The organism is Sphingomonas jatrophae (genome assembly GCF_900113315.1).
In the GTDB taxonomy this organism is placed as follows: Bacteria; Pseudomonadota; Alphaproteobacteria; order Sphingomonadales; family Sphingomonadaceae; genus Sphingomonas_P; species Sphingomonas_P jatrophae.
In genome coordinates this window covers 528,872-555,615 of the sequence record NZ_FOZG01000003.1, presented here as the reverse complement: position 1 = coordinate 555,615, position 26,744 = coordinate 528,872, and the positions used below count along the sequence as shown (strand labels likewise).

Annotated in this window: 27 protein-coding genes; 14 read left to right on the top strand and 13 right to left on the bottom strand. The window is 70.2% G+C overall.

All coding sequences use genetic code 11. The annotated features are described in order from the left end of the window. The 5 genes from recN (at position 1) to phhA (ending at position 5,985) form a co-directional block, all read left to right on the top strand. On the top strand, positions 1-1,662 hold the full coding sequence (recN, locus tag BM360_RS18150; RefSeq protein WP_093316938.1) for a DNA repair protein RecN: 1,662 nt from the start codon (positions 1-3) through the stop codon (positions 1,660-1,662). Then, the gene (locus BM360_RS18145) at positions 1,659-1,970 is read left to right on the top strand and encodes a hypothetical protein (protein ID WP_093316936.1); all 312 of its coding nucleotides are present in this window, start codon (positions 1,659-1,661) and stop codon (positions 1,968-1,970) included. The genes recN and BM360_RS18145 overlap by 4 nt, the downstream gene beginning before the upstream one ends. Positions 1,971-2,085: 115 nt before the next feature. Next, positions 2,086-2,889 carry an alpha/beta hydrolase family protein gene (locus tag BM360_RS18140; protein WP_093316933.1) on the top strand — a complete coding sequence of 268 codons (804 nt, stop codon included), beginning with the start codon at positions 2,086-2,088 and terminating at the stop codon, positions 2,887-2,889. Between the two features lie 70 nt (positions 2,890-2,959). Then, positions 2,960-5,056: an NAD-dependent DNA ligase LigA gene (gene ligA / locus BM360_RS18135; RefSeq protein WP_207544653.1), complete on the top strand. Its 2,097-nt coding sequence runs from the start codon at positions 2,960-2,962 to the stop codon at positions 5,054-5,056. Between the two features lie 74 nt (positions 5,057-5,130). Further along, positions 5,131-5,985, top strand: coding sequence for a phenylalanine 4-monooxygenase (gene phhA / locus BM360_RS18130; protein ID WP_093316928.1), 855 nt, complete (start codon positions 5,131-5,133; stop codon positions 5,983-5,985). 7 nt (positions 5,986-5,992) lie between these two features. Here the strand turns inward: phhA and BM360_RS18125 are convergent, their stop codons facing one another. From BM360_RS18125 to BM360_RS18100, 6 genes are all read right to left on the bottom strand, one after another. Continuing rightward, on the bottom strand, positions 5,993-7,045 hold the full coding sequence (locus BM360_RS18125) for a 5-(carboxyamino)imidazole ribonucleotide synthase (RefSeq protein WP_093316926.1): 1,053 nt from the start codon (positions 7,043-7,045) through the stop codon (positions 5,993-5,995). Next, the gene (gene purE, locus BM360_RS18120) at positions 7,042-7,527 is read right to left on the bottom strand and encodes a 5-(carboxyamino)imidazole ribonucleotide mutase (protein WP_093316923.1); all 486 of its coding nucleotides are present in this window, start codon (positions 7,525-7,527) and stop codon (positions 7,042-7,044) included. Before purE ends, BM360_RS18125 begins: the two co-directional genes overlap by 4 nt. A 5-nt stretch (positions 7,528-7,532) precedes the next feature. Next, positions 7,533-8,225 (bottom strand): 2,3-diphosphoglycerate-dependent phosphoglycerate mutase, encoded by a 693-nt coding sequence (gpmA, locus tag BM360_RS18115; RefSeq protein ID WP_093316921.1) that lies wholly within the window; start codon positions 8,223-8,225, stop codon positions 7,533-7,535. An 83-nt stretch (positions 8,226-8,308) separates the two neighbouring features. After that, positions 8,309-8,530 carry a hypothetical protein gene (locus BM360_RS18110; RefSeq protein WP_093316918.1) on the bottom strand — a complete coding sequence of 74 codons (222 nt, stop codon included), beginning with the start codon at positions 8,528-8,530 and terminating at the stop codon, positions 8,309-8,311. Between the two features lie 19 nt (positions 8,531-8,549). Continuing rightward, on the bottom strand, positions 8,550-9,695 hold the full coding sequence (locus tag BM360_RS18105; RefSeq protein ID WP_093316916.1) for a M14 family metallopeptidase: 1,146 nt from the start codon (positions 9,693-9,695) through the stop codon (positions 8,550-8,552). Continuing rightward, positions 9,692-10,300 (bottom strand): DUF4136 domain-containing protein, encoded by a 609-nt coding sequence (locus BM360_RS18100; RefSeq protein WP_093316913.1) that lies wholly within the window; start codon positions 10,298-10,300, stop codon positions 9,692-9,694. The genes BM360_RS18105 and BM360_RS18100 overlap by 4 nt, the downstream gene beginning before the upstream one ends. Positions 10,301-10,438: 138 nt before the next feature. Between BM360_RS18100 and dxs the strand changes: the two genes are divergently transcribed. Further along, positions 10,439-12,364, top strand: coding sequence for a 1-deoxy-D-xylulose-5-phosphate synthase (dxs, locus tag BM360_RS18095; protein ID WP_093316911.1), 1,926 nt, complete (start codon positions 10,439-10,441; stop codon positions 12,362-12,364). On the opposite strand, the gene BM360_RS18090 is transcribed toward dxs, so the two are convergent. Next, positions 12,361-13,029: an RBBP9/YdeN family alpha/beta hydrolase gene (locus tag BM360_RS18090; protein WP_093316908.1), complete on the bottom strand. Its 669-nt coding sequence runs from the start codon at positions 13,027-13,029 to the stop codon at positions 12,361-12,363. The two genes, dxs and BM360_RS18090, sit on opposite strands and share 4 nt — an antisense overlap. Before the next feature lie 171 nt (positions 13,030-13,200). Here BM360_RS18090 and BM360_RS18085 point away from each other — a divergent pair, with 171 nt between their 5' ends. The 7 genes from BM360_RS18085 to proC all read left to right on the top strand — a co-directional run bounded on the left by BM360_RS18085 (position 13,201) and on the right by proC (position 20,600). Further along, complete coding sequence (locus BM360_RS18085; protein ID WP_093316906.1) at positions 13,201-13,959, top strand: TlyA family RNA methyltransferase; 759 nt, start codon at positions 13,201-13,203, stop codon at positions 13,957-13,959. Between the two features lie 57 nt (positions 13,960-14,016). Further along, on the top strand, positions 14,017-15,066 hold the full coding sequence (locus tag BM360_RS18080) for an efflux RND transporter periplasmic adaptor subunit (protein ID WP_093316903.1): 1,050 nt from the start codon (positions 14,017-14,019) through the stop codon (positions 15,064-15,066). A gap of 5 nt (positions 15,067-15,071) precedes the next feature. Next, positions 15,072-18,176: an efflux RND transporter permease subunit gene (locus BM360_RS18075; protein WP_093316900.1), complete on the top strand. Its 3,105-nt coding sequence runs from the start codon at positions 15,072-15,074 to the stop codon at positions 18,174-18,176. A gap of 25 nt (positions 18,177-18,201) precedes the next feature. After that, complete coding sequence (locus tag BM360_RS18070) at positions 18,202-18,756, top strand: TspO/MBR family protein (RefSeq protein ID WP_093316897.1); 555 nt, start codon at positions 18,202-18,204, stop codon at positions 18,754-18,756. Positions 18,757-18,820: 64 nt separating this feature from the next. Next, positions 18,821-19,159 (top strand): accessory factor UbiK family protein, encoded by a 339-nt coding sequence (locus tag BM360_RS18065; RefSeq protein ID WP_093316894.1) that lies wholly within the window; start codon positions 18,821-18,823, stop codon positions 19,157-19,159. A gap of 122 nt (positions 19,160-19,281) precedes the next feature. Further along, a complete protein-coding gene (locus tag BM360_RS18060; RefSeq protein ID WP_207544652.1) occupies positions 19,282-19,794 on the top strand; it encodes a type III secretion system chaperone family protein in 513 nt (170 codons plus the stop codon). 14 nt (positions 19,795-19,808) lie between these two features. Beyond that, positions 19,809-20,600: a pyrroline-5-carboxylate reductase gene (gene proC, locus BM360_RS18055; protein WP_093317439.1), complete on the top strand. Its 792-nt coding sequence runs from the start codon at positions 19,809-19,811 to the stop codon at positions 20,598-20,600. A 4-nt stretch (positions 20,601-20,604) separates the two neighbouring features. On the opposite strand, the gene BM360_RS18050 is transcribed toward proC, so the two are convergent. From BM360_RS18050 to BM360_RS18035, 4 genes are all read right to left on the bottom strand, one after another. Next, a complete protein-coding gene (locus BM360_RS18050) occupies positions 20,605-21,054 on the bottom strand; it encodes a MarR family winged helix-turn-helix transcriptional regulator (RefSeq protein ID WP_093316888.1) in 450 nt (149 codons plus the stop codon). Positions 21,055-21,132: 78 nt separating this feature from the next. Continuing rightward, positions 21,133-22,227 carry a branched-chain amino acid aminotransferase gene (locus BM360_RS18045; RefSeq protein WP_093316885.1) on the bottom strand — a complete coding sequence of 365 codons (1,095 nt, stop codon included), beginning with the start codon at positions 22,225-22,227 and terminating at the stop codon, positions 21,133-21,135. Positions 22,228-22,311: 84 nt separating this feature from the next. Beyond that, positions 22,312-23,562, bottom strand: coding sequence for an RsmB/NOP family class I SAM-dependent RNA methyltransferase (locus BM360_RS18040; protein WP_093316882.1), 1,251 nt, complete (start codon positions 23,560-23,562; stop codon positions 22,312-22,314). Continuing rightward, positions 23,559-24,419: a M48 family metalloprotease gene (locus BM360_RS18035; RefSeq protein ID WP_093316879.1), complete on the bottom strand. Its 861-nt coding sequence runs from the start codon at positions 24,417-24,419 to the stop codon at positions 23,559-23,561. The genes BM360_RS18040 and BM360_RS18035 overlap by 4 nt, the downstream gene beginning before the upstream one ends. Positions 24,420-24,485: 66 nt before the next feature. On the opposite strand from BM360_RS18035, the gene BM360_RS19225 reads away from it, so the two are divergent. Next, positions 24,486-24,659, top strand: coding sequence for a DUF1674 domain-containing protein (locus BM360_RS19225; RefSeq protein WP_106407398.1), 174 nt, complete (start codon positions 24,486-24,488; stop codon positions 24,657-24,659). Between the two features lie 64 nt (positions 24,660-24,723). Here the strand turns inward: BM360_RS19225 and BM360_RS18030 are convergent, their stop codons facing one another. Then, positions 24,724-25,698: an NAD(P)H-dependent glycerol-3-phosphate dehydrogenase gene (locus BM360_RS18030; RefSeq protein ID WP_093316877.1), complete on the bottom strand. Its 975-nt coding sequence runs from the start codon at positions 25,696-25,698 to the stop codon at positions 24,724-24,726. Continuing rightward, positions 25,695-26,726, bottom strand: coding sequence for a tRNA (adenosine(37)-N6)-threonylcarbamoyltransferase complex transferase subunit TsaD (tsaD, locus tag BM360_RS18025; protein WP_093316874.1), 1,032 nt, complete (start codon positions 26,724-26,726; stop codon positions 25,695-25,697). The genes BM360_RS18030 and tsaD overlap by 4 nt, the downstream gene beginning before the upstream one ends. Positions 26,727-26,744: the final 18 nt, after the last annotated feature.

The following is a 26,744-nucleotide window of genomic DNA, read 5'->3' as shown; positions in this document are numbered from 1 at the left end:
ATGCTCGCTCAGCTGGCCATCCGCGATGTCGTCCTGATCGAGGCGCTCGAGCTCGATTTCGCCGCCGGGCTCGACGCGCTCACCGGAGAGACGGGTGCCGGCAAGTCGATCCTGCTCGATTCACTCGGTCTGGCGCTTGGCGCCCGGGCAGACAGCGGTCTCGTCCGCTCGGGAGCCGCGCAGGCCGTCGTCACCGCGACGTTCGAGCTGTCGGCGGATCATCCTGCGCATGCCGTGCTTGCGGAGAACGGGCTGGAGGCGGAGCCGGGCGAGCCGCTGATCGTCCGCCGCATCGTCAAGGCCGATGGCGGCAGCCGCGCCTTCGTCAACGATCAGCCCGCCGGCGTGGCGTTGCTGCGGGAGCTTGGCGCGGGGCTGGTCGAGATCCACGGTCAGCATGACGATCGCGGCCTCGTCAATGCGCGCGGCCATCGGGCGCTGCTTGACGCTTTCGGCCGGCTGGACGTGGCGGCGGTGGGCGCGGCCTATCGCCGCTGGGCGGCGGCAGAAGGCGCGCTGGCGCAGGCGCGCGAGGAGCTCGACGCCGCGAACCGCGATCGCGAGTGGCTCGACCATGCCGTGGCCGAGCTGACCAAGCTGGCACCCGAGCCGGGCGAAGAGGCGGCTCTGGCGGAGGAGCGCGCGGGCATGCAGCGCGGCGCCCGCCTGGCCGAGGACATCGCCGCCGTGGAGGCCGAGTTCGCCGGCACGGACGGAGCCGTCGCCGCGCTACGCAAGGCCGGTCGCCGGCTGGAGCGGGTGGCGGACGATCATCCCCGCCTCGCCGACGCGCTCGCCGCACTCGACCGCGCGATCGTCGAGGCCGAGGATGCCGAGAGTGCGCTGGCAGACGGCGCCCAAGCGCTCCGTTTCGATCCCGAGCGGCTCGACGAGATCGAGACCCGCCTGTTCGAACTCCGCGGCATCGCCCGCAAGCACCGCGTCCAGCCCGATGATCTTGCCGGTCTCGCCGCCGATCTCGCGGCGCGGCGCGATCGGATCGAGGCAGGGGAGGGCGCCCTCGCCGGCCTGACCGCGGAGGCGAAAGCCGCGCGCACCGCCTATGAGGCGGCCGCCGCCGGCCTGTCCGACGGCCGCCGCGAGGCCGCCGCCCGGCTCGACGCCGCGGTCGCGGCGGAGCTGGCGCCGCTCAAGCTCGATGCCGCGCGCTTCAGGACGGTCGTGGAACCGCTGGATGAGCGGCAGTGGGGCGCGCACGGGCGTGACCGCGTGGAGTTCGAGATCGCGACCAATCCGGGCGCGCCCTTCGCCCCCCTCGCCAAGATCGCCAGCGGTGGCGAGCTCAGCCGCTTCATCCTCGCGCTTAAGGTCGCGCTGGCGGAGGCGGGCGGCGCCGGCACGATGATTTTCGACGAGATCGACCGCGGTGTCGGCGGCGCGGTCGCCTCCGCCATCGGTGAGCGGCTGGCGCGGCTGGCGGAGCGCTCGCAACTGCTGGTGGTGACGCACAGCCCGCAGGTGGCCGCCCGTGCGCGCCGCCACTGGCTGATCGCCAAGGCGCATGACGGCCTCGTCACCCGCACCTCGGTCCACGCGCTCGACAGCACGGCACGGCGGGAAGAGATTGCCCGTATGCTGTCCGGCGCGGAGGTGACGGCGGAGGCGCGCGCACAGGCCGCCCGGCTGCTGGAGGTGGCGTGAACGCGGCGGGCGCCCGGCTCGGCGCGGGCGTGTCGCTGCTGCTGGTCGCCTCGCTCGGCCTGTTCATGGCGGTGTCCGCCGCCGCGGCGCTGCCGCTCATCGGCCTGGCCGTGACGAGCGGCCCGGTGCTGCTGGCCGATTCGCGTTGGGCGGTGATTGCGGGCACCGCCACGCTGCTGCTGCTCGCCTTCTGGACGATGGCGATCGGCATCGAGTCGCTCGCCGATCCGCAGCCGGGCGCGGTCGCATGGGCTGCGGTCAGGACGATGCTGTTGCTCGGCGGATTGGCGCTGCTCGGCGGCGCTTGACGTTGTAGCACGACGAAGCGACGCTCGCTCCCGCTGAACCGAGGGGGCCTTGCCATGATCGCTTCGCTTGCCGCGCTGTTGCTTGCCACCGCCCCGGCGCAGATGACGCCCCAGGATGTCCGCGCTGCCGGTCACGCCGCCTACGCGCGTCCTGCGCTACGGGCCCGCGCCGCAACAGGTCGGCGATCTGCGCCTGCCGAAGGGGCGTGGGCCTTTCCCGGTGGCGCTGCTGATCCATGGCGGCTGCTGGACGGAGGGTTTCGGCGCGCCGGCCGACATGGCGCCGCTCGCCGGCGCGCTCACCGCACGTGGCATCGCCACCTGGAACATCGACTATCGCGAGGTCGGCGATCCGGGCGGCGGCTGGCCGGGCTCGTTCCAGGATTGGGGCGGCGCTGCGGATCGGTTGCGCGCAGTGGCCAAGGCCAACCGGCTCGACCTCAAGCGCGTGGTCGTTATCGGGCACTCGGCGGGCGCGCAGGCGGCGTTGTGGGTTGCCGGCCGCAGCCGCGTCCCGAAGACGAGCGACATCTGGACCGCGCGGCCGCTCCGACCGCTGGCGGTGGTCGCGATCGACGGTCCGGGCGATCTCGCGCCATTCGTCGGGGTCGACGCGAAGGTGTGCGGCAAGCCGGTGATCGTGCCGCTGATGGGCGGTCAGCCAGTCGACCAGCCCGCGCGCTACCGGGCCGCCTCACCCTTCGCGCTCCATCCGCTCGGCGTGAAGCAATATGTCCTGCCCTCGACCGTCTATCTGCCCGCCGAGGCGCAGGCCTATGCCGCACACGGTGAGGGGCTGGGCGACACGGTTGAGGTGACGCCGCTGACCGACGCGGGGCATTTCGGCATGCTCGTGCCCGGCACGCCCGCTTTCGCGACGACGGAAGCCACGATCCTCAAGGCATTCGGGATCCGCTGAGCCGTGCCGCTCCGGCCGCTCCCGTTGGGGCTGAGCTTGCGCCGCTCCGCCCCTCGGGCATAGCCCCGCGATCATGACCGAAGCCGAAGCCGCCGCCCGTCTTGCCGATCTCGCCGCGCAGATCGCCCGCGCCGACCGCCTGTACCATCAGGAGGACGCGCCCGAACTGTCGGATGCCGCCTATGACGCGCTGGTCCGCGAAAATCGCGAACTGGAGGCAGCCTTCCCGCAGCTCGTCCGCGCCGATTCGCCGAGCAGGCGGGTGGGGTCTGCGCCCGCCGCGCACCTCGCCAAGGTGGCGCATAAGGTGTCGATGGGCAGCCTCGACAACGCCTTCTCCGCCGAGGAGGTGGCCGATTTCCTCGGCCGCGTCCGTCGCTTCCTGAAGCTGCCCGAGGCCGAGCCGGTCGCGCTCACCGCCGAGCCGAAGATTGACGGCCTGTCCTGCTCGCTCCGCTACGAAGGCCGCCGGCTTGTCCTCGCTGCGACGCGGGGCGACGGGCAGGTGGGGGAGAATGTCACGTCCAACGTCGCCACCATCGCCGACATCCCGCAGGCGCTGCCTGCCGAGGCGCCGGACGTGTTCGAGGTGCGCGGCGAGGTCTACATGGCCAAGGCCGACTTTACCGCGTTGAACGAGCGGCTGGCGGGCGAGCGCGTCTTCGCCAATCCGCGCAACGCCGCCGCCGGATCGCTCCGCCAGAAGGATGCGACCGTCACCGCCTCGCGGCCGCTCAGGTTCCTGGCGCATGGCTGGGGCGAGACGAGCGCGCTGCCGGGCGACACGCAGGCGGAGGTCGTTGCAGCGCTGCGCGACTGGGGCTTTCCCGTTTCCGACCTGTTCGTCCGCTGCGCCACGCTGGACGATGCGCTGGCGCACTATGCCCGGATCGAGGCCCGGCGGGCGGACCTGCCCTTCGACATCGACGGCGTCGTCTACAAGGTCGACCGGCTCGACTGGCAGCGCCGGCTCGGCACGGTCGGCCGTGCGCCGCGCTGGGGCCTCGCCCACAAATTCCCGGCCGAGCGGGCGCAGACGACGCTGAACGCCATCGACACGCAGGTCGGCCGCACGGGCAAGATCACGCCGGTCGCGCGGCTGGAGCCGGTAACGGTGGGCGGCGTCGTCGTCACCAACGCGACGCTGCACAATGCCGACGAGATCGAGCGGCTTGGCGTGCGCCCGGGGGACCGCGTGCTGCTGCAACGCGCAGGCGACGTGATCCCGCAGATCGTCGAGAACCTCACGCCCGACGAACCGCGCGCGCCCTGGAGCTTCCCGACGCGCTGTCCCGCCTGCGACTCGGCCGTCGCACGCGAGGAGGGCGAGGTCGATTATCGCTGCACCGGCGGGCTGATCTGCCCGGCGCAGCGCGTGGAGCGGCTGATGCACTTCGTCTCGCGCCGCGCCTTCGACATAACGGGGTTGGGTGCCGTGCGCGTGGAGGATTTCTTCCGCGATGGCCTGATCGAATCGCCCGCCGACATCTTCCGGCTGCGCGATAAGCGCGACGTGCTGCTGGCGCGCGAGCGGTTGGCCGAGACCTCGGTCGACAATCTCCTCGCCGCCATCGAGGAGCGGCGCACCGTGTCGCTCGACCGCTTCCTGTTCGCGCTGGGCATCCGCCATGTCGGCGAGGTCACCGCACGCGATCTGGCGCGCCGGTACGAGAGTTATGCGGGCTTCGTCGCGATGATCGACGCGGCGCTGGCGGTGCGTGAAGGGCTCGCTCCCGTGCTGGGCGAGACCGAGCGCAAGTTCGAGCTGCGCCGTGCGCGCGAGCTCGTCGCCGCGGTCGCTACGCCCAATATCGGCCCGGAAGTGGCGGAGGCCTTGCTCGACTTCTTCGCGGAGCCGCACAATCGCGCGGTGGTGGACGATCTGGCGGGCGAGCTGACCGTCACCGACGTGCGCCACGAAACGCGTGCATCGCGCGTCAGCGGCAAGACGGTGGTGTTCACCGGCAGCCTCGAAACGATGAGCCGCGACGAGGCCAAGGCGCAGGCGGAGGCGCTCGGCGCCAAGGTGTCGGGCTCGGTCTCGGCTAAGACGGACCTGGTGGTGGCCGGCCCGGGCGCAGGTTCGAAGCTGAAGAAGGCGCAGGATCTCGGCATCGAGACGATGAACGAGACGGGCTGGCAGGCGCTGGTGGCCGACGCCGGCTAGGGCGCTGGAATGCGGTGGCGATCGCTGCCGCATCCGCTTGCCTGTCGTTGCATATGAAACCATAACCATCGGCGATGGCGAGCGATCTTCCCCCACCCGGCGCCGCGGCCGACTGGACCATCCCGCAGGGGTGGGACCGCTATACGGCGGAAGAGCATGCCATCTGGGATCAGCTGTTCGAGCGGCAGGTAAAGCTGCTGCCCGGCCGCGCCTGCGAAGCCTATCTGCGCGGCCTCGACGTGCTGCGCCTGTCGCGGCCGGGCATCCCCGATTTCGAGGAATTGACCGAGCGGCTGATGCGTGCGACGGGCTGGCGCGTCGTCGCGGTGCCGGGCCTCGTGCCCGACGCGGTCTTTTTCGAGCATCTTGCCAACCGCCGCTTCGTCGCGGGCAATTTCATCCGCCGGGCCGACCAGCTCGATTATCTGCAGGAGCCGGACGTCTTCCACGACGTGTTCGGCCATGTGCCGATGCTGGCCGATCCGGTCTTTGCCGATTTCATCCAGGCCTATGGCCAGGGCGGCCTGCGTTCGATGGGCTATGGCGCGCTCGACAAACTGGCGCGGCTCTACTGGTACACCGTCGAGTTCGGGCTGGTGGAGGAAGCGGGTGCGCTTCGCATCTATGGCTCGGGGATCGTCTCGTCCGCGGGGGAAAGCCGCTTCGCGCTCGACAGCGACAGCCCGCACCGGATTGGCTTCGATCTGAAGCGGGTGATGCGGACGCGCTACCGCATCGACGATTATCAGCAGAATTACTTCGTCATCCGCAGCTTCGACGAACTGCTCAGGACGGCGGTGGATACCGATTTCGCCCCGCTCTATGCCGAGCTGGCGAGCCTGCCCGATTTTGCGCCGGGCGAGATCGTCGAGGGCGATCGCGTGCTGCACGAAGGCACGCAGGCTTATGCGGCGGAGAAGGCGCGCTAGCGGCGCCTCATCCCAGCAAAGTCACATGCCCCATCTTGCGGCCGGGCCGCGCCTCTCCCTTGCCATAGAGGTGGAGATGGCCGCCCTGCTCCAGCCAGCCGTGCCAGCCGCCCGCTTCGGCACCGATCAGATTGTGCATCTCGACGCGGCCGAAGGCGCGCGCGGTCCAGCCGAGCGGCAACCCGCAGATCGCGCGGACATGGTTCTCGAACTGCGATGTCGCGGCACCCTCGATCGTCCAATGGCCGCTATTGTGGACGCGTGGTGCCATCTCGTTGAACACGGGGCCATCGGCAGTCGCGAAATACTCGCACGTCAGCACGCCGCAATAGTCGAGCGCCTCGGCGAGCTGGCGGGTGATCGCCTCCGCCTGGTCCTGCTGGTCGCGGATGATCGATGATGCGGGCAGGGTGGAGGTGGCGAGAATGCCATCCTTGTGGCGGTTCTCCGGCGCCTCATAGGTAGCGAAGGCGTCCGCCCCGCGCACTGCGACAATCGAGAATTCCGCCTCGAACGTGACGAAGCCTTCCAGCACCGCCGGGCGCCGGCCGACCGCATCCCAGGCCGCCGCCGCATCCTCCGGCGCCATGATGCGCGCCTGCCCCTTGCCGTCATAGCCGAAGCGGCGCGTCTTCAGGATCGCCGGCGTGCCCACCTGCTCCAGCGCCGCGGCGAGTGATGTCGCATCGTCGACCGCCGCCCAGGGCGCAGTCGCAATGCCAAGGCGCTCGGCGAAACTCTTCTCCGCCAGTCGATCCTGCGCGACCTCGAGCGCGGCGGCCGGGGGATGGAGCGGCGTGTGGCCGAGTGCCTTGAGCGGGGCCACCGGCACATTCTCGAACTCGTAGGTGACGACGTCCACCTGCGCGGCGAAGGCGGCAAGCGCGGCTTCGTCCTCATAGGCCGCGCGCGTCCAGTTGCGGGCGACATCGATCGCCGGGCCGCTCGCCTCGGGTGCGTAGATGTGCGTGCGATAGCCGAGCTGCGCCGCGGCGATGGCGATCATGCGGCCGAGCTGGCCGCCCCCGAGGATACCGATAGTGGAGCCGGGCGGGATCATTCGGGAGCTTCGTCCACCGCCGCGGTCTGCCGCGCGCGCCACGCGTCCAGCCGCCCGGCCAGCGCCTCGTCGTTCGTCGCGAGGATCGCTGCGGCGAGCAGGGCGGCGTTGATCGCGCCGGGCTTGCCGATTGCCAGCGTGCCGACCGGGATGCCGCCCGGCATCTGGACGATGGAGAGCAGGCTATCCATGCCCTTCAGGCTCGCGCTTTCAACGGGCACGCCCAGCACCGGCAGCCGTGTCATCGCCGCCGCCATGCCCGGCAGGTGCGCCGCGCCGCCGGCACCCGCGACGATCACCTTCAGGCCGCGCTCGGCGGCGCTGCCCGCATAATCGTAGAGACGCTGCGGCGTGCGGTGCGCGGAGACGACCTTGGCCTCATGCGGCACGCCGAGCGCCGCCAGCGTCTCGGCGGCATGACGCATGGTCTGCCAGTCCGAGCGCGAACCCATGATGATGCCGACGAGCGGGGCGTCAGCCATGGCGCTCAGCCCTGCCGCTCATGGACGTAATACCAGTCCTTCATCGCCAGATCGCCGTCCAGCTCGAACGCGATCGGCTTGCCCGTCGGGATCTCCAGCGAGGCGATCTCGTCGTCCGAAATGTGGTTGAGGTGCTTCACCAGCGCCCGCAGCGAATTGCCGTGGGCGGAGATGACGACACGCTTGCCCGCCTTCAGCTCGGGCGCGATCCGCGCTTCCCAATAGGGCAAAACGCGCGCGATCGTGTCCTTCAGGCTCTCGGTCGAGGGGATGGCGATGCCCGCATAGCGGCGGTCGGCCGACAGGTCGTAAGGGCCGCCCACATCGCTGTCCGGCGGCGGGATGTCGAACGAGCGGCGCCAGATCTTCACCTGGTCCTCGCCGTGCTTGGCGGCGGTCTCCGCCTTGTCGAGCCCGGTCAGGCCGCCATAATGGCGCTCGTTCAGCCGCCAGTCCTTCTCCACCGGCAGCCACAGCCGGCCCATCGCCTCGAGCGCGAGGTTCAGCGTCTTGATCGCGCGCGTCTGGAAGCTGGTGAAGCAGAGGTCGAAATCGAGGCCCCGCGCCGCCAGCAGCTCGCCCGCGGCCTTCGCCTCCTGCTCGCCCTGCGCCGTCAGGTTCACGTCCCACCAGCCGGTGAAGCGGTTCTCCAGGTTCCAGGCGGATTGGCCGTGACGAATCAGGACGAGATTGGGCAAGATGCGGGCTCCCTGTTCTTGTGCTCGAGGGCGCTTAGAACAGAGAGGCGCCGCCCGTCATCCTTTCTTCCGCACCGTCGGGCTCACCCGCGCCGCGCGCCCTCGATCATCTTGCGTGCGATGGTGCGCACCGCCTCGTCGTCCTTGGTCTCGTCATGCGCAGGGTCGCCGAGATGATCGAGGCTCGCCTCCAGCGCGTCGATCAGGCCGGGCTGCCGTTCCTCGACATAGCCGATCAGGCGGAACAGCAGATGCTCCACCGCCATCTCGCGGCGGCGGGTGGCGATGGCGATGGGATCGGTCATGGCGCGTCTCCTTGGGCGTTCAGGCAGCGGGGCGGCGCGTCTGCGGCAGCGTCTCGATCATCTCCAGCAACGCGCCGAGGCACTCCTCCGCCAGCCGGGCGGATCGTTCGGGCGACCAGCCGTGAATGGGATCGGGCAGGTCGTCATTGTCCTTGAACGGCATCTCCAGCGTCATCGCCACACAGCCGAACCGCTCGGCCAGCTGGTTGGTCGACATGGCCAGATTGGCCTTGCCCGCCGCGGCGACGCCATAGCCGTGCTTGAACTGGAAATCGGGCGACCGGCGCGCAAGCGCGGTGCGATAGGCGGTGAAAGCGCTGCCCTGCGCCTCCGTCCAGGACGGTATGCCCTCGAAGCCGGCGAGGAAGACGTAGGGGATCGCCTCGTCGCCATGCACGTCCATGGCGAAATCGACGCCGGTCGCATCCATGCGGCCACGCACCGCAAGCACTTCGGGGCTGCGCTCGGCCGTCGGCGCGTGCCATTCGCGGTTGAGGTTCACCCCCGCCGCATTGGTGCGCAGGTGGCCGCGGGCGGATCCGTCCGGGTTCATGTTGGGCACGAGGTGGAAGGTGGCACGCTGGCGCAGCGCCCGGCCGACCGCGCTGTGCGGATCGGTCAACAGGTCGAGCGCGCCTTCCATCCACCATTCGGCCATCGTCTCGCCCGGATGCTGGCGCGCATAAAGCCACACCTGCTTCGGTCCACCCTCGACGCGCAGATAATCGAGGTCACGCCCGTCGAGCGTGTGGCCGAGCGACTCGTAGGTGATGCCATCGGCCAGCTGCGCGGCGGCGATCAGCGCCTGGTGCCGCTCCTGCGAATAGGGGGCGAAGTACGCGATCCACACGCTGTCCGCCGAGAACGTCTGCTCGATCGTCAGCGTCTGCCCGACATAGCTGGTGCCCTCCGCCCGGCGCCACTCTTCCAGATCGTAGGAATAACAGGCGCGGTAACCCGGCCACCCGTCCGGATAGGCTGAGCCGCCCGCGTTCAGGATGCGCAGGGCGACCGGCCGGTCCTTCGCGCCCGTCAGGCGGAAGTGGAACCACTGGTAGAAATCGGACTGATGATCGCGCACGATTTCGAGATCGAAGCCGTCGTCGCGCGCGTCCACCACGCGGATGTTGCCGCTGTCGAAGGCGGCGGAGATGCGGAGCGTCATTTGACGCTTATGGTCCGTCCCGACTCGCCGGGGAAGCCCGCGAACAGCGCGTTGGCAAGGCGCGCCGCGGTCGCGTCGGGCGCACTTTCCGGCTTGTTCGATGCCGCCTGCGTCTGGGCGCGTCCTTCCCAGATGACCGTGCCGTCGGAGCGCCGCTTCAGCTGCACGGCAAGTTCGGTCGCCGTCACCTCGCGGCCCCGGCCGCCGCCGATGGGGAAGCTGACACCGCCGCCAAGGCCGATGCCGCCGCCACGCCGCCCCCCCGAGAAGCCGCCGCCGCCGAGACCCACCGACACGCCCGAGCCCTGACGCTGCTCTTCGCGGAAGTTGCGATTGACCGAGACGACCGCGACCAGCTCCGACTGCGGCACGCCCGGCGCCACGTTGAAGCCCGCACGCGCCAGTTCGCGCGACACCGCACCTTCGAACAGATTATATTCCAGGCTGCCGCCCACCGCCGGGTTGAGCGGCTCCACCGCCACCTGGCCGCGCGCGATCGGCTGGCCGAGATGGAAGCGGGTGACCTGCGTCTGCGGCGCGGATGTGGTGCACGCCGCCACCAGACCGATCATACCCAGCGCCAACGCGCGCGCGACAGCCTTCATCCTTGTTATCCTTTCATCGACCGCGTGAGCGGCTCCGCCTGCCGTAACGCCGTCGCACCGGTTTTGCTGCATGTTGGCGCGGTTCGACAGCGCGCCTGCGTTCGACTAAGCGGGGACAAGCTGGAGGAAGCCTGTCCCTTGTCCGATCGCCCCGCCACCCCGTTGCTCGACACCGTCGCCACGCCCGAGGACCTTCGCCGCCTGCCCGAAGACCGGCTGCGCGAGCTTGCCGATGATCTCCGGCAGGAGATGATTTCCGCCGTCGGCACCACCGGCGGCCACCTCGGCTCGGGGCTCGGCGTCGTCGAGCTGACGGTCGCGCTCCATTATGTATTCGACACGCCGCGCGACAAACTGGTGTGGGACGTTGGCCACCAGGCCTATCCGCACAAGATCCTGACCGGCCGGCGCGACCGGATCCGCACCTTGCGGCAGGGGGGTGGCCTGTCCGGCTTCACCAAGCGCAGCGAGAGCGAATATGACCCGTTCGGCGCGGCGCATTCGTCGACGTCGATCTCCGCCGCGCTCGGTTTCGCGGTGGCGAACAAGCTGGCGGGCCGGCCGGGCAAGGCGATCGCGGTGATCGGCGATGGCGCGATGTCCGCCGGCATGGCCTATGAGGCGATGAACAATGCCGAGCAGGCGGGCAACCGGCTGATCGTCATCCTCAACGACAATGACATGTCGATCGCGCCGCCCGTCGGCGGCCTGTCCGCCTATCTCTCGCGCATCGTGTCCAGCCGCGAGTTCCTCGGCGTGCGCGATCTGCTGAAGAAGGTCGCCCGGCGCCTGCCGCGCCCGCTCCATACCGCTGCCCGCAAGACGGACGAGTTCGCCCGCGGCATGACGATGGGCGGCACGTTGTTCGAGGAACTGGGCTTTTATTATGTCGGCCCGATCGACGGCCACAATCTCGATCACCTCGTGCCCGTGCTGCAGAATGTGCGCGATGCGGCCGAGGGGCCATGCCTGATCCATGTCGTCACCAAGAAGGGCAAGGGCTATGCCCCGGCCGAGGCGGCGTCGGACAAGTATCACGGCGTGCAGAAGTTCGATGTCGTCTCCGGCGTGCAGGCCAAGGCGCCCCCGGGCCCGCCCAGCTATACGGGCGTGTTCGCGCAGGCGCTGCTGGCCGAGGCGGCGCGTGACGACAGGGTCTGCGCGATCACCGCGGCGATGCCGGCCGGCACCGGTCTCGACAAGTTCGCCGCCGCACATCCCGATCGCTTCTTCGACGTCGGCATCGCCGAGCAGCATGCCGTGACCTTCGCGGCGGGGCTGGCGGCGGAGGGGATGCGGCCCTTCTGCGCGATCTATTCCACCTTCCTCCAGCGCGCCTACGACCAGGTCGTCCACGACGTCGCGATCCAGAATTTGCCGGTGCGATTCGCCATCGACCGGGCGGGCCTGGTCGGTGCGGACGGCGCGACGCACGCGGGCAGCTTCGACGTGACCTACCTCGCGTCGCTACCGAACTTCGTCGTCATGGCCGCGGCGGACGAGGCCGAGCTGGTCCACATGACGCACACCGCGGCGCTGCACGATTCGGGGCCGATCGCGCTCCGCTACCCGCGCGGCAACGGCGTCGGCGTGGCACTGCCTGAGGTGCCCGAGCGGCTGGAGATCGGCCGCGGGCGGATCGTGCGCGAAGGCAAGACGGTCGCGATCCTGTCGCTCGGCACGCGGCTTGAGGAGGCGCTGAAGGCAGCCGAACGGCTCGAAGCGCAGGGCCTGTCCGCCACCGTTGCCGATCTCCGCTTCGCCAAGCCGCTCGACGAGGCATTGATCCGCCGCCTGCTGGTCAGCCATGAAGTGGCGGTGACGATCGAGGAGAATTCGATCGGCGGCTTCGGCGCGCACGTGCTGACGATGGCGTCCGATCAGGGCCTGATCGACGGCGGCCTCAAGCTGCGCACGATGCGCCTGCCCGATCGCTTCCAGGATCACGACAAGCCGGAGCGGCAATATGCCGAGGCGGGGCTGGACGCCGACGCGATCGTGGCGACGGTGCTGGCCGCACTCCGCCGCAATGCCGTCGGCGTGGTCGAGGGCGCGCGGGCCTAGGCCCGCGCTTCCAGCGCCCGCGTCACCTCGGCCGGCGTGCTGCCAGCGGCGCTCTGCTCGCTCGCGCCGATCAGCCGGTCGAGCAGCGCCTGACCATCCTGCCAGAAGCCGAGGCCGCTCGCCGCGTTGATGTGGCCGAGCGGGCCGGCATCCTCGAACGTCGAACCCCAATGGCGCGCGAGATCGAACGAGCGCTGGAGCGAACAATAGGGATCGTCGTCCGAAGCGACGAGGATCGACGGGAAGGGCAGCGATTCGCGCGGTGCGGGCGCGAAGCGGCGGAGCGACACGCAGGCATCGGCCTGGTCCACATCGGGCGGCGCGACCAGCAGCGCGCCCGCAACCGGCCAGCCCCACGGCTGCCCGGTCAGCGTCGCCCACCATGCCACCGCATGGCAGCCGAGCGAATGGGCAACGAGGATCACCGGCGCGGCCGCATTCCGGATCGCCTGATCGAGCCGCGTCACCCACGCATTGCGGCTCGGCGCGTCCCAACTGCCGAGTTCCGCGCGGATGGTGTCGTTGCGCGACTGTTCCCAGAGCGTCTGCCAATGGGCGGGGCCCGAGCCGCCAAGGCCCGGAACGGTGAGGATGGTCGGCATCCGACCACCCAGTTCGGCGCGGGCCAGTTCGGACCGGGCCTGTTCGGAGCGTGCGAACGTCATGCGTCGGCCTCCTTCGCGACGAGGTGAAATCCTTGAGTCGCAACGTAGAGATTATCTCTACCGTTCAACTTAGGAAGCCGCTCTGCGCCCGGCTGCCGGTTCCATGCGCCGGATGGAGGCGGAGCCTCTGGCGCTTCGACAAGCCGGCGGGCGGGCGCTAGACAAGGCGCGATGCCGACCACCATTCGTGCCGACCAGCTGCTCGTCGAGCGTGGCCTCGCCGAAAGCCGCGCGCGCGCGCAGGCGCTGATCCTCGCCGGCCACGTCTTCTCCGGCGAAACCAAGCTGGCAAAGGCGGGACAGCCGGTAAAGCCCGACGCCCCGCTGGAGGTGCGCGGACGCGATCACCCGTGGGTGTCGCGCGGTGGCATCAAGCTCGATCATGCCCTGACGCATTTCGGCTGGGACGTGGCCGGTGCCGTGGCAATGGATGTCGGCAGTTCCACCGGCGGCTTCACCGATGTGCTGCTCAGCCGCGGCGCGGCGAAGGTCTATGCCGTCGATTCGGGCACCAACCAGCTCGCCTGGAAGCTGCGGCAGGATCCGCGCGTCGTCGTGCTGGAGCAGACCAATGCCCGCCACCTGACCGAGGCGGAGATCCCGGAGCCGATCGACCTGATCGTCTGCGATGCCAGCTTCATCGCGCTGGCCAAGGTGCTCGATACGCCGCTTCGTTTCGCCGCTCCGGGTGCCCGGCTGGTGGCGCTGGTGAAGCCGCAATTCGAGGCCGGGCGCGGCGAGGTGGGCAAGGGCGGCGTCGTCCGCGATCCCGCGATCCACGCCCGCGTATGTGACGCTGCGGCCGAGTGGGTGACCGCGCAGGGCTGGCAAGTGGAGGGCATCGTGCCCAGCCCGATCACCGGCCCGGAAGGGAATGTGGAGTTTTTGCTCGCTGCACGCCGCGCAATTTCCGATCCGTTACAAGATTGAATTGTTCAATGGCCGCTTGAACCCCGGCGGGTGGAGGGATAGCCCTCTCACCCGTCCATGCGCGCTCTCATCCTCCTCCCGCTGCTTCTCGCCGCCGCCTGCGGGAGCGAGAAGCCCAAGACCGAGCGGCCGGCGCCGATGGTCAGCGCCGTTGCCGCCACGCCGCGCCGCTTCGTTGACAGCATCCAGGCGGTCGGCACGGCGCGCGCGCGCGAGCAGGTGACGCTGGCGGCGCCCGTGACCGAGCGGATCGTCTCGCTCAACTTCACCGATGGCGGCTATGTCCGCGCCGGTCAGGTGGTCGCCCGGCTGGCGCAGGCCGAGGAGACGGCGCAACTCGCCCAGGCGCGCGCCTCGGAGCGCGAGACCGAGCAGCAGCTCGCCCGTCTCCAGCGGCTGCGCGAACGCGGCTTCGCCACCAACGCCACGCTGGACACGCAGCTTGCCGCCGCCGCCTCGGCGCGCGCTCAGGCAGCGCAGGCCCGCGCCACCATCGGCGACCGGGTGATCGTGGCACCTTTCTCCGGCTATGCCTCGCTGCGCATGTTGTCGGTCGGGGCCGTCGTCACTGCGGGAACCGAGATCGCGCAGATCAGCGACATCTCCCAGATCAAGCTCGACTTTCCGGTGCCCGAGACGATCCTGACCCAGATCTCGCAAGGTCAGACGATCGAGGCGCGGGCGGCGGCCTTCGGTGATCGCCCGTTCCGCGGCAGCATCACGACGATCGATCCGGTGGTCGATCCCGCTACCCGCTCGGTGCTGGTCCGTGCGCTGCTGCCCAACCCGGATCGCCTGCTCAAACCCGGCATGTTGCTGACCGTGGCGATCCAGTCCCGGCCCCGGTCCGGGCTGGCGGTGCCCGAACTCGCCGTGGTTGGGGAGGGGGAGCGCCGCTTCGTCTTCCGGATCGAGGGTGATACGGCCAAGCGCGTGCCCGTTCGCACCGGCACGCGCGATGCCGGCCTGATCGAGATCGTCGAGGGGCTGAGCGCAGGCGACCGCGTCGTCGGTGATGGCGTGGTCAAGGTGGCGGACGGGATGAAGATCCGCATCGAAGGGCAGGAGGCCGCGCAAGGCCCTGCCCGCGGGGCGGCGAAGGGCTGACGCGCATGGGCCTGTCCGATATCTCGGTCAAACGGCCCGTCTTCGCGGCGGTCATGGCGATCCTGCTGACGGTCGCCGGTCTGGTTGCCTTCCGTGCGCTGCCCGTGCGCGAATATCCCGATGTCGATCCGCCTGTCGTCTCGGTCGAGACGACCTATACGGGCGCGGCCGCCAACGTGGTCGAAAGCCGCGTCACCCAGATCATCGAGGAACGGCTGGCCGGCATCGAGGGGATCGAGACGATCACCTCGCGCTCGCGCGATGGCGTCAGCTCGATCTCCATCGAATTCTCCCCCAATCGCGATGTCGACTCGGCGGCGAACGACGTGCGCGACCGCGTCGGCGCGGTGGCCGAGGATCTGCCCGAAGAGGTGCTCGCTCCCGAGATCCGCAAGGTCGATGCGGACGAGCAGCCGATCCTGTGGTTCGCGCTGACCGCACCGCCCGGCTGGAGCCGGCTGCAGCTGAGCGACTGGGTGGACCGCAACCTCGTCGATCGCCTGTCCGCACTTGACGGCGTGGCGCGCGTGACCGTCGCGGGCGAGGCGCGGCCGTCGATCCGCGTCTGGCTGAAACCCGAGCGGCTCGCCGCGTTCGGCCTCACCCCGAACGACGTTGAGATGGCGCTGCGCTCCCAGAATGTGGAGCTGCCCGCCGGACGGATCGAGGGGCGCAGCCAGAATGTGACGCTGCGTGTCGACCGGCCGTTCGGCAGCCCCGAGCAGTTCAACGCCCTCGTCGTCGGCCGGGGTGCGGGCGGCTATCTCGTCCGCCTCGGCGATGTCGCGCGGGTCGAGCAGGGGGCGGAGAACCTTTACACCAGCTTCCGCTCGAACGGCATCGAGGGTGTCGGGCTCGGCGTGGTCCGCCAGTCGGGCGCGAACACATTGTCGGTGGCGGAAGAGGCCAAGGCGCTGGTGGAGCGGATCCGCCCCGGCTTTCCCAAGGGCATGACGATCGGCGTCGGCTCCGACAGCTCGCTGTTCATCGAGCGCGCGATCGAGGCCGTCTACCATACACTCGCCGAGGCGGCGGTGCTCGTCGTGCTGGTCATCTTCCTGTTTCTCGGCTCATGGCGGGCGACTTTGATCCCCGCGGTCACCGTGCCGATCTGTCTGCTCGCCACCTTCTGCGTGCTGTGGGCCGCAGGCTTCTCGATCAACCTGCTGACCCTGCTCGCGCTGGTGCTGGCGATCGGCCTTGTCGTCGACGACGCCATTGTCGTGCTCGAGAACGTCTATCACCGGATCGAGCAGGGGGAGGACCCGCTCGCCGCCGCCTTCCTCGGCACGCGACAGGTGGGGTTCGCCGTCATCTCGACCACGGCGGTCGTCTGCGCGGTGTTCGTGCCGATCATGTTCCTGTCAGGCCAGACGGGCCTGCTGTTCCGTGAACTGGGTGCGGCGATGATCGGGGCGGTCGCCTTTTCGGGCTTTCTCGCGCTGACGTTGACGCCGATGCTCTGCTCCAAGCTGCTCCGCCAGAGCGAGCGCGGGCGGATCGCCGCCCTCGTCGAGCGGGGCCTGGTGGGCGTCGAGAACCGTTATGCCGGCGGGCTCGACCGTGCGCTCGGCCGGCCGTGGCTGGTGGCGGCAGGCGCGGCGTTGCTGGTCGTCGGCGCGGGTGTGCTGTTCACCGCCTTGTCGTCGGAACTCGCCCCGCCCGAGGATGTCGGCATCATCCGCACCGAGGTGACCACCGCCGAGGGCACCGGCTATGACGAGCTGCAGCGGCAGGTGCTGCGGCTCGAAGATCGCGTTCAGCCGCTGGTCGGCAAGGGCGCGATCCGCCGCACGGTGGTGCGCGCACCATCGGCCAACGGCACCACCGAGGATTTCAACCAGGGCTCGGTCAGCGTCTTCCTGAAACCGTGGGAGGAGCGGACGGAAACCACCGCCGACGTGGTCAAGATGATCAACGAGGCGCTGGCGGATCAGCCGGGGCTGCGCGGCAATGCGGCGGCGCCATCGTCGCTCGGCCGCGGCCGCGGCAATCCGGTCAATTTCGTCATCGCAGGCACCACCTATGCCGATCTCGCTGCCGCCCGGGATCGCATCATCGCCGCGGCGCAGAGCAATCCCGGCCTGCTCAACCTCGACAGCGACTACAAGGCGACGAAGCCGCAGCTGCGCATTGATGTGAACACCGCGCGTGCCGGCGATCTCGGCGTCTCGGTCGATGCGGTCAGTCAGGCGTTGCAGACGCTGATGGGCTCGCGCCGCGTCTCAACCTATGTCGACCGGGGCGAGGAATATCGCGTCATCGTGCAGGCGGAGCCGTCGGGCCGCGCGGTGGAGCAGGATCTCGGCCAGGTCTACGTCCGCGCGCGCACCGGTGCGCTGGTGCCGCTGTCCAATCTCGTGACGATGCGCCCGGCGGCAGATGCGCGTGAGCTTGGGCGCTACAACAAGATGCGCGCGATCACGCTCACGGCAGGCCTCGCGCCCGGCTATTCGCTGGGGCAGGCGCTCGCCTTCCTCGAACAGGAGGCTGCCGCCGCCCCCGAGGTCTCCGCCGTCGGTTATCGCGGCGAAAGCCAGGCCTATAAGGAAACGGGCAGCTCGATCATCCTCGCCTTCGTGCTGACGATCCTGCTCGTCTATCTCGTCCTCGCCGCCCAGTTCGAAAGCTTCATCCACCCCGCCATCATCATCACCACGGTGCCGCTGGCGGTTGCCGGCGGCGTGATCGGGCTGGCGGCGATGGGGCAGACGCTCAACCTCTACAGCCAGGTCGGCATCGTCATGCTCGTCGGCCTCGCCGCCAAGAACGGGATCCTGATCGTCGAATTCGCCAACCAGCTGCGTGACGAGGGCGTCGAGTTCCTCGAGGCGATCCGCCGGGCCTCGGTTCGCCGTCTCCGCCCGATCCTGATGACCTCCATCGCCACCGTGGCGGGTGCTGTGCCGCTGATGGTGGCCTCCGGCGCGGGGGCGGGTGCGCGCCGCGCGATCGGCGTCGTCGTCGTCTGGGGCGTGTCGATCGCGACCTTGGTAACTCTCTTCTTAATCCCGGCCCTCTATTTGCTGATGGCGCGGCGCACGGAATCGCCTAACGCGGTGTCACGCAACTTGCAGACTGCGCTCGCCAAGGCCCAGCCGGCCGAATAGCGGGCGCCCGGGTTCGGGGGGTTCTTTGGGCCAGATCGCATCTCCGTCGCAGCTTCGCTGGTCATTCCTGCGCTGGGCCTTGGTGTTGGTTCCGCTGGTCGTGCTGCTCGGCGCCGCGTCCGGCCGGCTGTCGGGATCGGGCACGGACAATGCCTGGTTTGCCGCACTCACCAAGCCGTCGATCATGCCGCCGGGTGCGGCCTTCGGTATCGTCTGGACGATCCTCTATCTGCTGATGGGGGTGGCGCTGGCGATGGTCGTCCATGCCCGCGGTGCGCGCGGGCGTGGCCTCGCCATCGCACTGTTTGTCGTCCAGTTCGCGGTCAACCTCGCCTGGTCGCCTCTGTTCTTCGCGGCGCACCAGGTCAGCCTGGCTTTCTGGTGGATCCTCCTGCTGATCCCGCTCGCCGCCGCGACCGCCTGGGCCTTCTTCCGGGTGCGCCGGGTGGCGGGGCTGCTGCTGCTGCCCTATATCGCCTGGCTGCTGTTCGCGGCGGTGCTGAACCACCGCTACGACGTGCTGAACCCCGATGCGGAGAGGCTTGCGCCAGACGCTGCCAGCACCCAAGTGTCCATCTGACACCGGATTGTCCCGGTCGGCAGGCCGGCGCACCGGGTCCGGCCACCGTTTGTGGAGCTTCCCCATGCAGACCGAGAACCGCTTTTTCGACGATCTCGCCAAGGTGCTGAACGGCGCCGCCGGCACGCTGGCCGGCATGGGGCGCGAGGCGGAATCGACGATGCGCGCGCGCGCGCGTGAGTGGGTCGGCGGTCTCGATCTCGTGTCCCGCGAGGAGTTCGATGCGGTGAAGGCCATGGCCGCGACCGCGCGCGACGAGGTGGAGGCGCTGCGCGCACGCCTCGATGCGCTGGAGGGCAAGGGCGAGCCGCCGGTGCCGAACAGCTATACCGTGTCGCCCGATGCCGGCGGCACCACGGGCGCCACGTCCGATCGGCTGCCCGGTGAGCCGCCCGTCGTCTGATCCACGCGGGAATACACACTTATCCACCGCTTAATCACCTGTTCGGCCCCGAGTCGCTGGACAGCGACGGGGCCGTTGGGCCACGCTCGGCCTGCCTCGGCGAAGGGGGCCGCGTTCCGATGATGATGCTCGACGACCAAATGTCCGACCGAGACGACGGCGCGCTGCCGATCGACATGCTGGCTTATTACTTCGATGCGCATGGCTGGAGCCATGAGCGCAGCGGAGACGAGGAGATTGTCGCCACCGCGCAAGGCTCCTGGACGCAATATGAGCTGCGTGCCGTCTGGCGGGAGGAGGACCGCGTCCTCCAGTTCCTGGCGCTGCCTGACATCCGCGTGCCCGCCGACAAGCGTGCCGCCATTTACGAGACGATCGGCCTGATCAACGAGCAGCTGTGGATCGGCCATTTCGAGATGTGGGCCTCCTCCGGCATGCTGCTGTTCCGCCATGCCGCGCTGCTGGATGCAGGTGACGAGCCGGCGCTGACGCTGGATGGCGCGGAGACCCTGGTCGAAGCGGCGCTGGACGAGTGCGAGCGCTTCTACCCGGTCTTCCAGTTCGTCCTCTGGGCGGACAAGACGCCGGCTGAGGCGATCGCCGCCGCGCTGATCGAGACACAGGGCGAGGCCTGAGCGAGGCCGTGGCCATTCATCACGGTCCGCTTTGGCTCGTCGGCGCGGGCAATATGGGCGGCGCGATGCTTCGCGGCTGGCTGGCAGCAGGGCTGGATCCTGCCACGGTGACGGTGATCGACCCTCAGGCGGGCAATCTGCCGGGTGGCATCGTCGCGCTGCCGGCCCCGCCCCCCGATGGCGCGCAGCCTGCCACGCTGGTGCTCGCGGTGAAGCCGCAGCTGCTCGATGCGGTGACGCCCGCGCTGGCGCCGATCGTCGCGCCCGAGACGGTGCTGGTGTCGATCCTCGCAGGTGTCGAGATCGCGTCGCTGCGGCGGCGCTTCGCCTCGCGCGCGGTCGCCCGCGTGATGCCGAATACGCCTGTTGCGGTCGGCAAGGGCGTCATGGCGGTGCACGGCGTCGATGTCCGGCGCGATGCCGTCGCCGCGTTGCTGGCGCCGCTTGGCCTGGTCGAATGGATCGAGGACGAGGCGCTGTTCGATGCGGTGACGGCGCTGTCCGGCTGCGGCCCGGCCTTCCTGTTCCGCTTTGTCGATGCGATGGCGAAGGCAGGCGCGGCGCTCGGCCTGCCCGCCGATCAGGCGGCGCGGCTCGCGCTGGCGACGGTGGACGGCGCGGCTGCGCTGGCGGTGCAGGCGGATGAGCCGCCGGCGGTGCTGGCGGACCGTGTCGCGAGCCCCGGAGGATCGACCCGCGAGGGCATGAACCGCCTCGACCGCGATGGCGATCTCGACCGGCTGCTGGCGGAAACGCTTGCCGCCGCCGCCCGGCGCAATGCCGAGATGGCGGCCGCGGCGCGCTGACGCCTCAGCCTTCGACGAGGCCTTCGAGCACCTGCCAGAAACCGGTGACTGAGCTCTGCCCCGCGCGGGCATAGGCACCGGACAATTTGTCCTTCATCGCCGCGAACAACTCGCCCTCAAGGCGCGCGCCTGCCTCGGTCAGGCGCAGCAGCCGCTGGCGGCGATCGCTCGTACCCGGACGGCTTTCCACTAGCCCGCGCTCCGCCAACTCGTTCAGCACGCGGCCGAGCGACTGCTTGGTGATGCTGAGGATACGAAGCAGCGCCGAAACGGTCAGATCGGGCTGACGCGCGATGAAGTAGAGCGCGCGGTGATGCGCCCGGCCGAGACCCTGGTCGGCCAGGGTCCGGTCGGTGCCGCGATACAGGTTCGAATAGCCGAAATAGAGAAGCTCGACCCCTTTGCGGATTTCGGCTTCGCGCAGGAAAAGGGGAGACGCAGATTGGGCAACCATTCTGGCCTTTTTACGCCCGCGGCGGCCGCTCCGCAAGCGGCCGCCGCGGAAATTTTCCTGCTCTATCCGTCGCTTGGCTCAACCGATCCGTCGCACCCAGCCGAACGGATCGGCCACCTGACCGCGCTGGATACCGGTCAGCCGCGCGCGCAGGCTGTCGGTGACGGTGCCGCCGGAGCCGTTGCCGATGGTGAAATCGCCACTCGCCGAGCGCACCTGACCGATCGGCGTGACGACCGCGGCGGTGCCGCAGGCGAACGCCTCGCGCAGGCGGCCGGATGCGGCGTCTGCGCGCCACTCGTCGAAGCGGTAGCGCCGCTCCTCCACCTGCCGTCCCTCGTCGCGTGCCAGCGCGATGATCGACTCGCGCGTGATGCCGGGCAGGATGGTGCCGCCGATCGGTGGCGTGACGAGGCTGCCGTCATCCATCACGTAGAAGATGTTCATGCCGCCGAGTTCCTCGACATAGGCATGTTCGGCGGCGTCGAGGAAGACGACCTGGTCGCAGCCATGCTCGATCGCCTGCGCCTGCGCGATCAGGCTCGCGGCGTAATTGCCGCCGCACTTGGCCGCGCCGGTGCCGCCGGGCGCCGCTCGGGTGAAATCCTCCGACACCCACAGCGACACCGCCTTCACGCCGCCCTTGAAGTAAGCGCCGACCGGACAGGCGATCAGGCAATAGATGAACTCGCTCGCCGGCCGCACGCCGAGAAACGCTTCGCTGGCGAACATGAAGGGGCGCAGATACAGGCTGCCGTCACCGCCCGGCACCCAGTCCCGATCCGCCTTCACCAGCGCCTCCAGCGAGCCGAGGAACAGCTCATCCGGCAGTTCGGGCATTGCCAGACGGCGTGCGGAATCGCGGAAGCGTGCGGCGTTGCGCTCGGGCCGGAACAGCGCAAGCGCGCCATCGTCGAAGCGATAGGCCTTCAGGCCCTCGAAGATCTCCTGCGCGTAATGCAGCACCGCGCAGGCGGGATCGAGCTTGAACGGGCCGTGCGGCTCCACCCTGCCGTCCTGCCAGCCTTCACCCTCGCGCCAGCGCAGCGTCACCATGTGATCGGTGAAGACCCGGCCGAAGCCCGGATTTTCCATCAGCACGGCACGTTCGTCGGGCGTGCGCGGGGCCGGGTGGGCGGTCAGCGAAAATGGGGGCAGGGCATCGGCGGGCATTGCGGCCTTCCAGGTGGGGCAGGGGCCCGCACCTCTATACGCCCCTCGCCCCGCCGCCAACGCATAAGCGGCACCGCCGCTGACCTATAGGCTGCGTCGCCATCGCGCGACGAAGAAGCCGTCGGCACCGCCCGCCTCGGCCAGCGTGCCCGGTGCGACGCGCAGCCGGCCGCTCGCATCCGGCACGAAGCCGTCGGGCAGCTCATCGGCGCGGATCGGCTCGGGCACGAAACCGGAAGCGGCGAAGCCGTCCGCCACCGCTTCGCCCTCGTCCCGCTCCAGCGAGCAGACGGCGTAGACCAGCACGCCGCCGGGTGCGACCATCTCCGCCGCATGCGCCAGCAGCACCGCCTGCTGTGCAGCGAGATTGGCGATCGCGCGCGGCCGGGCGCGGTGCAGCACATCCGGGTGGCGGCGGAAGATGCCCGTGGCCGAACAGGGCGCATCGAGCAGCACGGCGTCCGCAGGTGCATCGGGCAGCCACACGCCAGCATTGGCCTCCACCACCCGCGCGCTCAGTCGCGTGCGGGTGAGGTTCTCGCGCAGCCGGTCCAGCCGCTTGCGGTCGAGATCGAGCGCGGTGACCTGCCAGCCGGCTGCCGCCAGCTGCATCGTCTTGCCCCCCGGCGCAGCGCACAGGTCGATCGCGTGGCCGCGGCCGGCCCCGATCAGCCGGGCGGGAAGCGAGGCGGCAATGTCCTGCACCCACCAGTCTCCCGCCTCATAGCCGGGCAGCGCGGTCACGGCGGTGCCTGCGGGCACGCGGACGTGGCCGGAGGCAAGCGTAAAGCCCTCGGGTGCGGTCACGCCCGGCTTCAGCGTCAGATCGATCGGCGGTGGTGCCGCCAGCATGGCGCGTGCCGGCTCCACCCATGCGGCCGGCCAGCGCGTGGCAACGGTGTCGGGCAGATGCGGTGGGGAGGGCAGGGTCGCCCCGCGCCGCATCGTCGCGCCGAACACGCCGTGGACCAGCCGGCGCGGGCCGCCATCGACCAGCGGCAGCACCGTCGCGATAGCGGCATGCGGCGGCGTGCCGAGCGCCAGCGCCTGGACCAATGCGATGCGCAGCGCAGTGCGCGCTTTTGCGTCGGCAGGCAGCGGCTTGGCCGTGGCAGCGTCGATCAGCGCGTCCAGATCGGTCAGGCGGCGCAGCGTCTCCGCAGCGATGGCGTGGGCGAAGGCGCGATCATCCGCGCGGTCGAGCGATTGGGTCGCGGACGGCAGCGCCGCCTCAAGCGGCAGGCCCTTGCGCAGCACCGCATCGAGCAGGCGCAGCGCCGAGCGACGAACCGCGAAACCCGGCGGCAGCGGCGTGCCGCCCTCCTCGCCGCTCAACGCTTGGCACCCAGTGGATCGAGAGCGGAGGCGCGGGGCGGACGCGGCGCCGCCGGGCGCATCGCCATCAGCTCGGCGATGCGATCCTCCGTCGCGGGATGGGTGGAGAACAATGCCTGACCACCAGGCACGATATAGAGCGCGGAGGCAGCGGGATTTCGCGCCATCGCCGGGCTCGGCCGCTCGGCCGCGCCCCGGGCAAGCTTCGCCAGGGCACTGGCCAGCGCCTGTGGCTTGCCGCAGATCTCGGCCCCGGCGCGGTCGGCGCCATATTCCCGCGTGCGGCTGATCGCCATCTGCACCATCGCCGCGGCAAACGGGGCTGCGACCACGCCGACGATCAGCAGCAACGGATTGCCCCGCACCCGCCCGGCGAGACCGAAGCTGGCCAGCATCGAGATCGCACCCGCGACCGTCGCCGCCATGGTCATCACCAGCGTGTCGCGATTGCGGATATGCCCAAGCTCATGCGCCAGCACGCCGGCAATCTCGTCGCGGTCGAGCAGGCCAAGCAGCCCGGTCGTTACCGCCACCGCGGCATGATCGGGATCGCGGCCGGTGGCGAAGGCGTTGGGATGCGGATCGTCGATGATGTAGAGCCGCGGCATCGGAATGCCCGCGCGTCGCGCCAGTGCCCGCACCAGCCCTCCCAGCTCAGGGCAGCGCCGCGCATCCACCTCGCGCGCATCGTGCATGGACAGGACGATGCGATCCGCATTCCAGTAGGTGAACAGGTTCATGCCCGCCGCGACCAGCAGCGCGAGCAGCGCACCCCGCGGTCCACCCGCCATGAAGCCCAGCCCCATGAACAAGGCGGTCAGCGCCGCCAGCAACAGGCCGGTTCGGAAACGGATCATCTTGCGGCACGTCCTCTCGACGCCGATGTGGGAGAGCGCGCCACATTTCGCAACCGGAGCAAAATCATGGGCAAACGCCCCGCCCACGTCCGCCCGCCCGCTTATCTCACGCCGAACACGCCGGTGCCCGAGCCGCGCGAGGTGGAGGTGGAGCCGCAGGTCGGCAAGAACGGCCTCGATCCGACGCGCTACGGCGACTGGGAACATGGCAAGGACGGCGGCCGGATCGTCGACTTCTAGAGTGGTTCCGAGGCAGGTGGACTCACCTGCCGGCCCGGGAACCACGGCCAACAAACAGGTCGTCTCAGATCTCCGCGCGGAGCGGGCGGGCAAGCAGCCGCTCGATCACCGTGCCCACGTCCGCGCTGCCGTCCAGCAGCGCACAGACTGCATCGACGATCGGCATTTCGACGCTCATCGCCCGCGCCGTTTCCGCCAGCACCGGCGCGGTGAAGGCGCCTTCCGCCACCGTCCGCCGATCGGCCAGCAGCGCCGCCGGGCTCTGTCCCTCGCCGAGGCCCCGGCCGAGCGAGAAATTGCGGCTGGAGGTGGACGAGCAGGTCAGCACCAGGTCGCCGAGCCCCGCCAGCCCCGCCAGCGTTTCCGGCCGTGCGCCCTTGGCGAGGCCGAAGCGCGTCATCTCGGCAAAGCCGCGCGCGATCAGGGCGGCGCGCGCATTCTGGCCGAGCCCCGCCCCGTCGACCACGCCGCAGGCGATGGCAAGCACGTTCTTGACGGCGCCGCCCACCTCCGCCCCGATCACGTCGGTCGAGCGATAGGGGCGGAAGCCGGGGCGGGCGAGCCGCTCCGCCAGCCGCGCGCCCAGCGCCTCATCCTCCACCGCCAGCGTCACCGCGGTCGGCAGGCCTTGCGCCACCTCATGCGCGAAGGTCGGGCCGGACAGCACGGCGAGCGCCGCGCCCGGATGCGCGTCCGCCGCCACCTCGCTCACCAGCCGTCCGCTGCCCGCCTCGATCCCCTTGGCGCACAGCACCAGCGCCGCGCCGGCGGGCGTTTCGCGCAGCACCGCGCCGACATGCTGGGCGGGCGCCACCACCAGCAGCGCATCGAGGCCGGCCAAATCGGCAAGGTCACCCGTCGCGCGGACCGCCGGGGAGAGCGGCACGCCGGCGAGGAACAGCCTGTTCTCTCGGGCGTCGTTGATGCCGGCGACCACCTCGGCCTCGCGCGCCCAGAGCAGCACGGGCGCGCCATCCGCCGCGGCGACCTGTGCCAGCGCGGTGCCCCATGCGCCGCCGCCGATCACGCCGATCTTCATGCCTTCACCCCCGCCCCGCGCGCTTTCTCGGCATCGGGATCGAGCGGCCAGCGCGCGCGCGCCGGCACGTCGAGCGGGTCGGTCAGCCCCGCGGCGAACCGCTCCGCCCCCGCCCAGGCGATCATCGCCGCATTGTCCGTGCAGAGCCACAGCGGCGGCGCGACGAAGCGGACGCCATGCCGTGCCGCCAGCGTCGCCAGTGCGCCGCGCACCGCACTGTTCGCCGCCACGCCGCCGGCCACCACCAGAGCGGTGACCGGCCCTGCCGAAGCCAGTGCGATCCGGGTGCGATCGATCAGGCAATCGACCACCGCCTGCTGGAACGAAGCGGCGATGTCGGCAGCGCTCCAGCGGCCGCTATCGGCGGCGCGCAGCACCGCACTCTTCAGCCCGGCGAAGGAGAAATGCGGCTCGCGCGAGCCGACCAGCGGGCGCGGCAGCGGCACGGCGCGGGGATCGCCCGCTATCGCCGCCCGCTCCACCGCGGGACCGCCGGGAAAGCCGAGGCCGAGCAGCTTGGCCGTCTTGTCGAACGCCTCGCCCGCCGCATCGTCGATGGTGGTCGCCAGCCGGCGATAATCGCCGACGCCGCGCACCTCCAGCAACTGGCAATGCCCGCCGGAGACGAGCAGCAGCAGATAGGGAAAGGCCAGATCGGGGTCCGCCAGCCGCGGCGACAGAGCGTGCCCCTCCAGATGGTTGACCGCGACCAGCGGCTTGCTCGCCGCCAGCGCCAGCGCCTTGGCCGTGACGAGGCCGACCATCACGCCGCCGATCAGCCCCGGCCCCGCCGTCGCGGCGATGGCGTCGACATCGTCCAGCCGCACGCCCGCCTCGGCCAACGCGGCCTCGGCCAGCGGGGCGAGCATCTCGACATGCGCGCGGGCCGCAATTTCGGGCACGACGCCGCCATAGGGGCGGTGCGCCGCTTCCTGCCCGGCCAACTTGTGCGCCAGGATCGTGCGGTCATCGCGGACCAGCGCCGCGGCCGTTTCGTCGCAGGAGGATTCAAGGCCGAGGATCAGCATCGCCCGACCCTAGCCGTT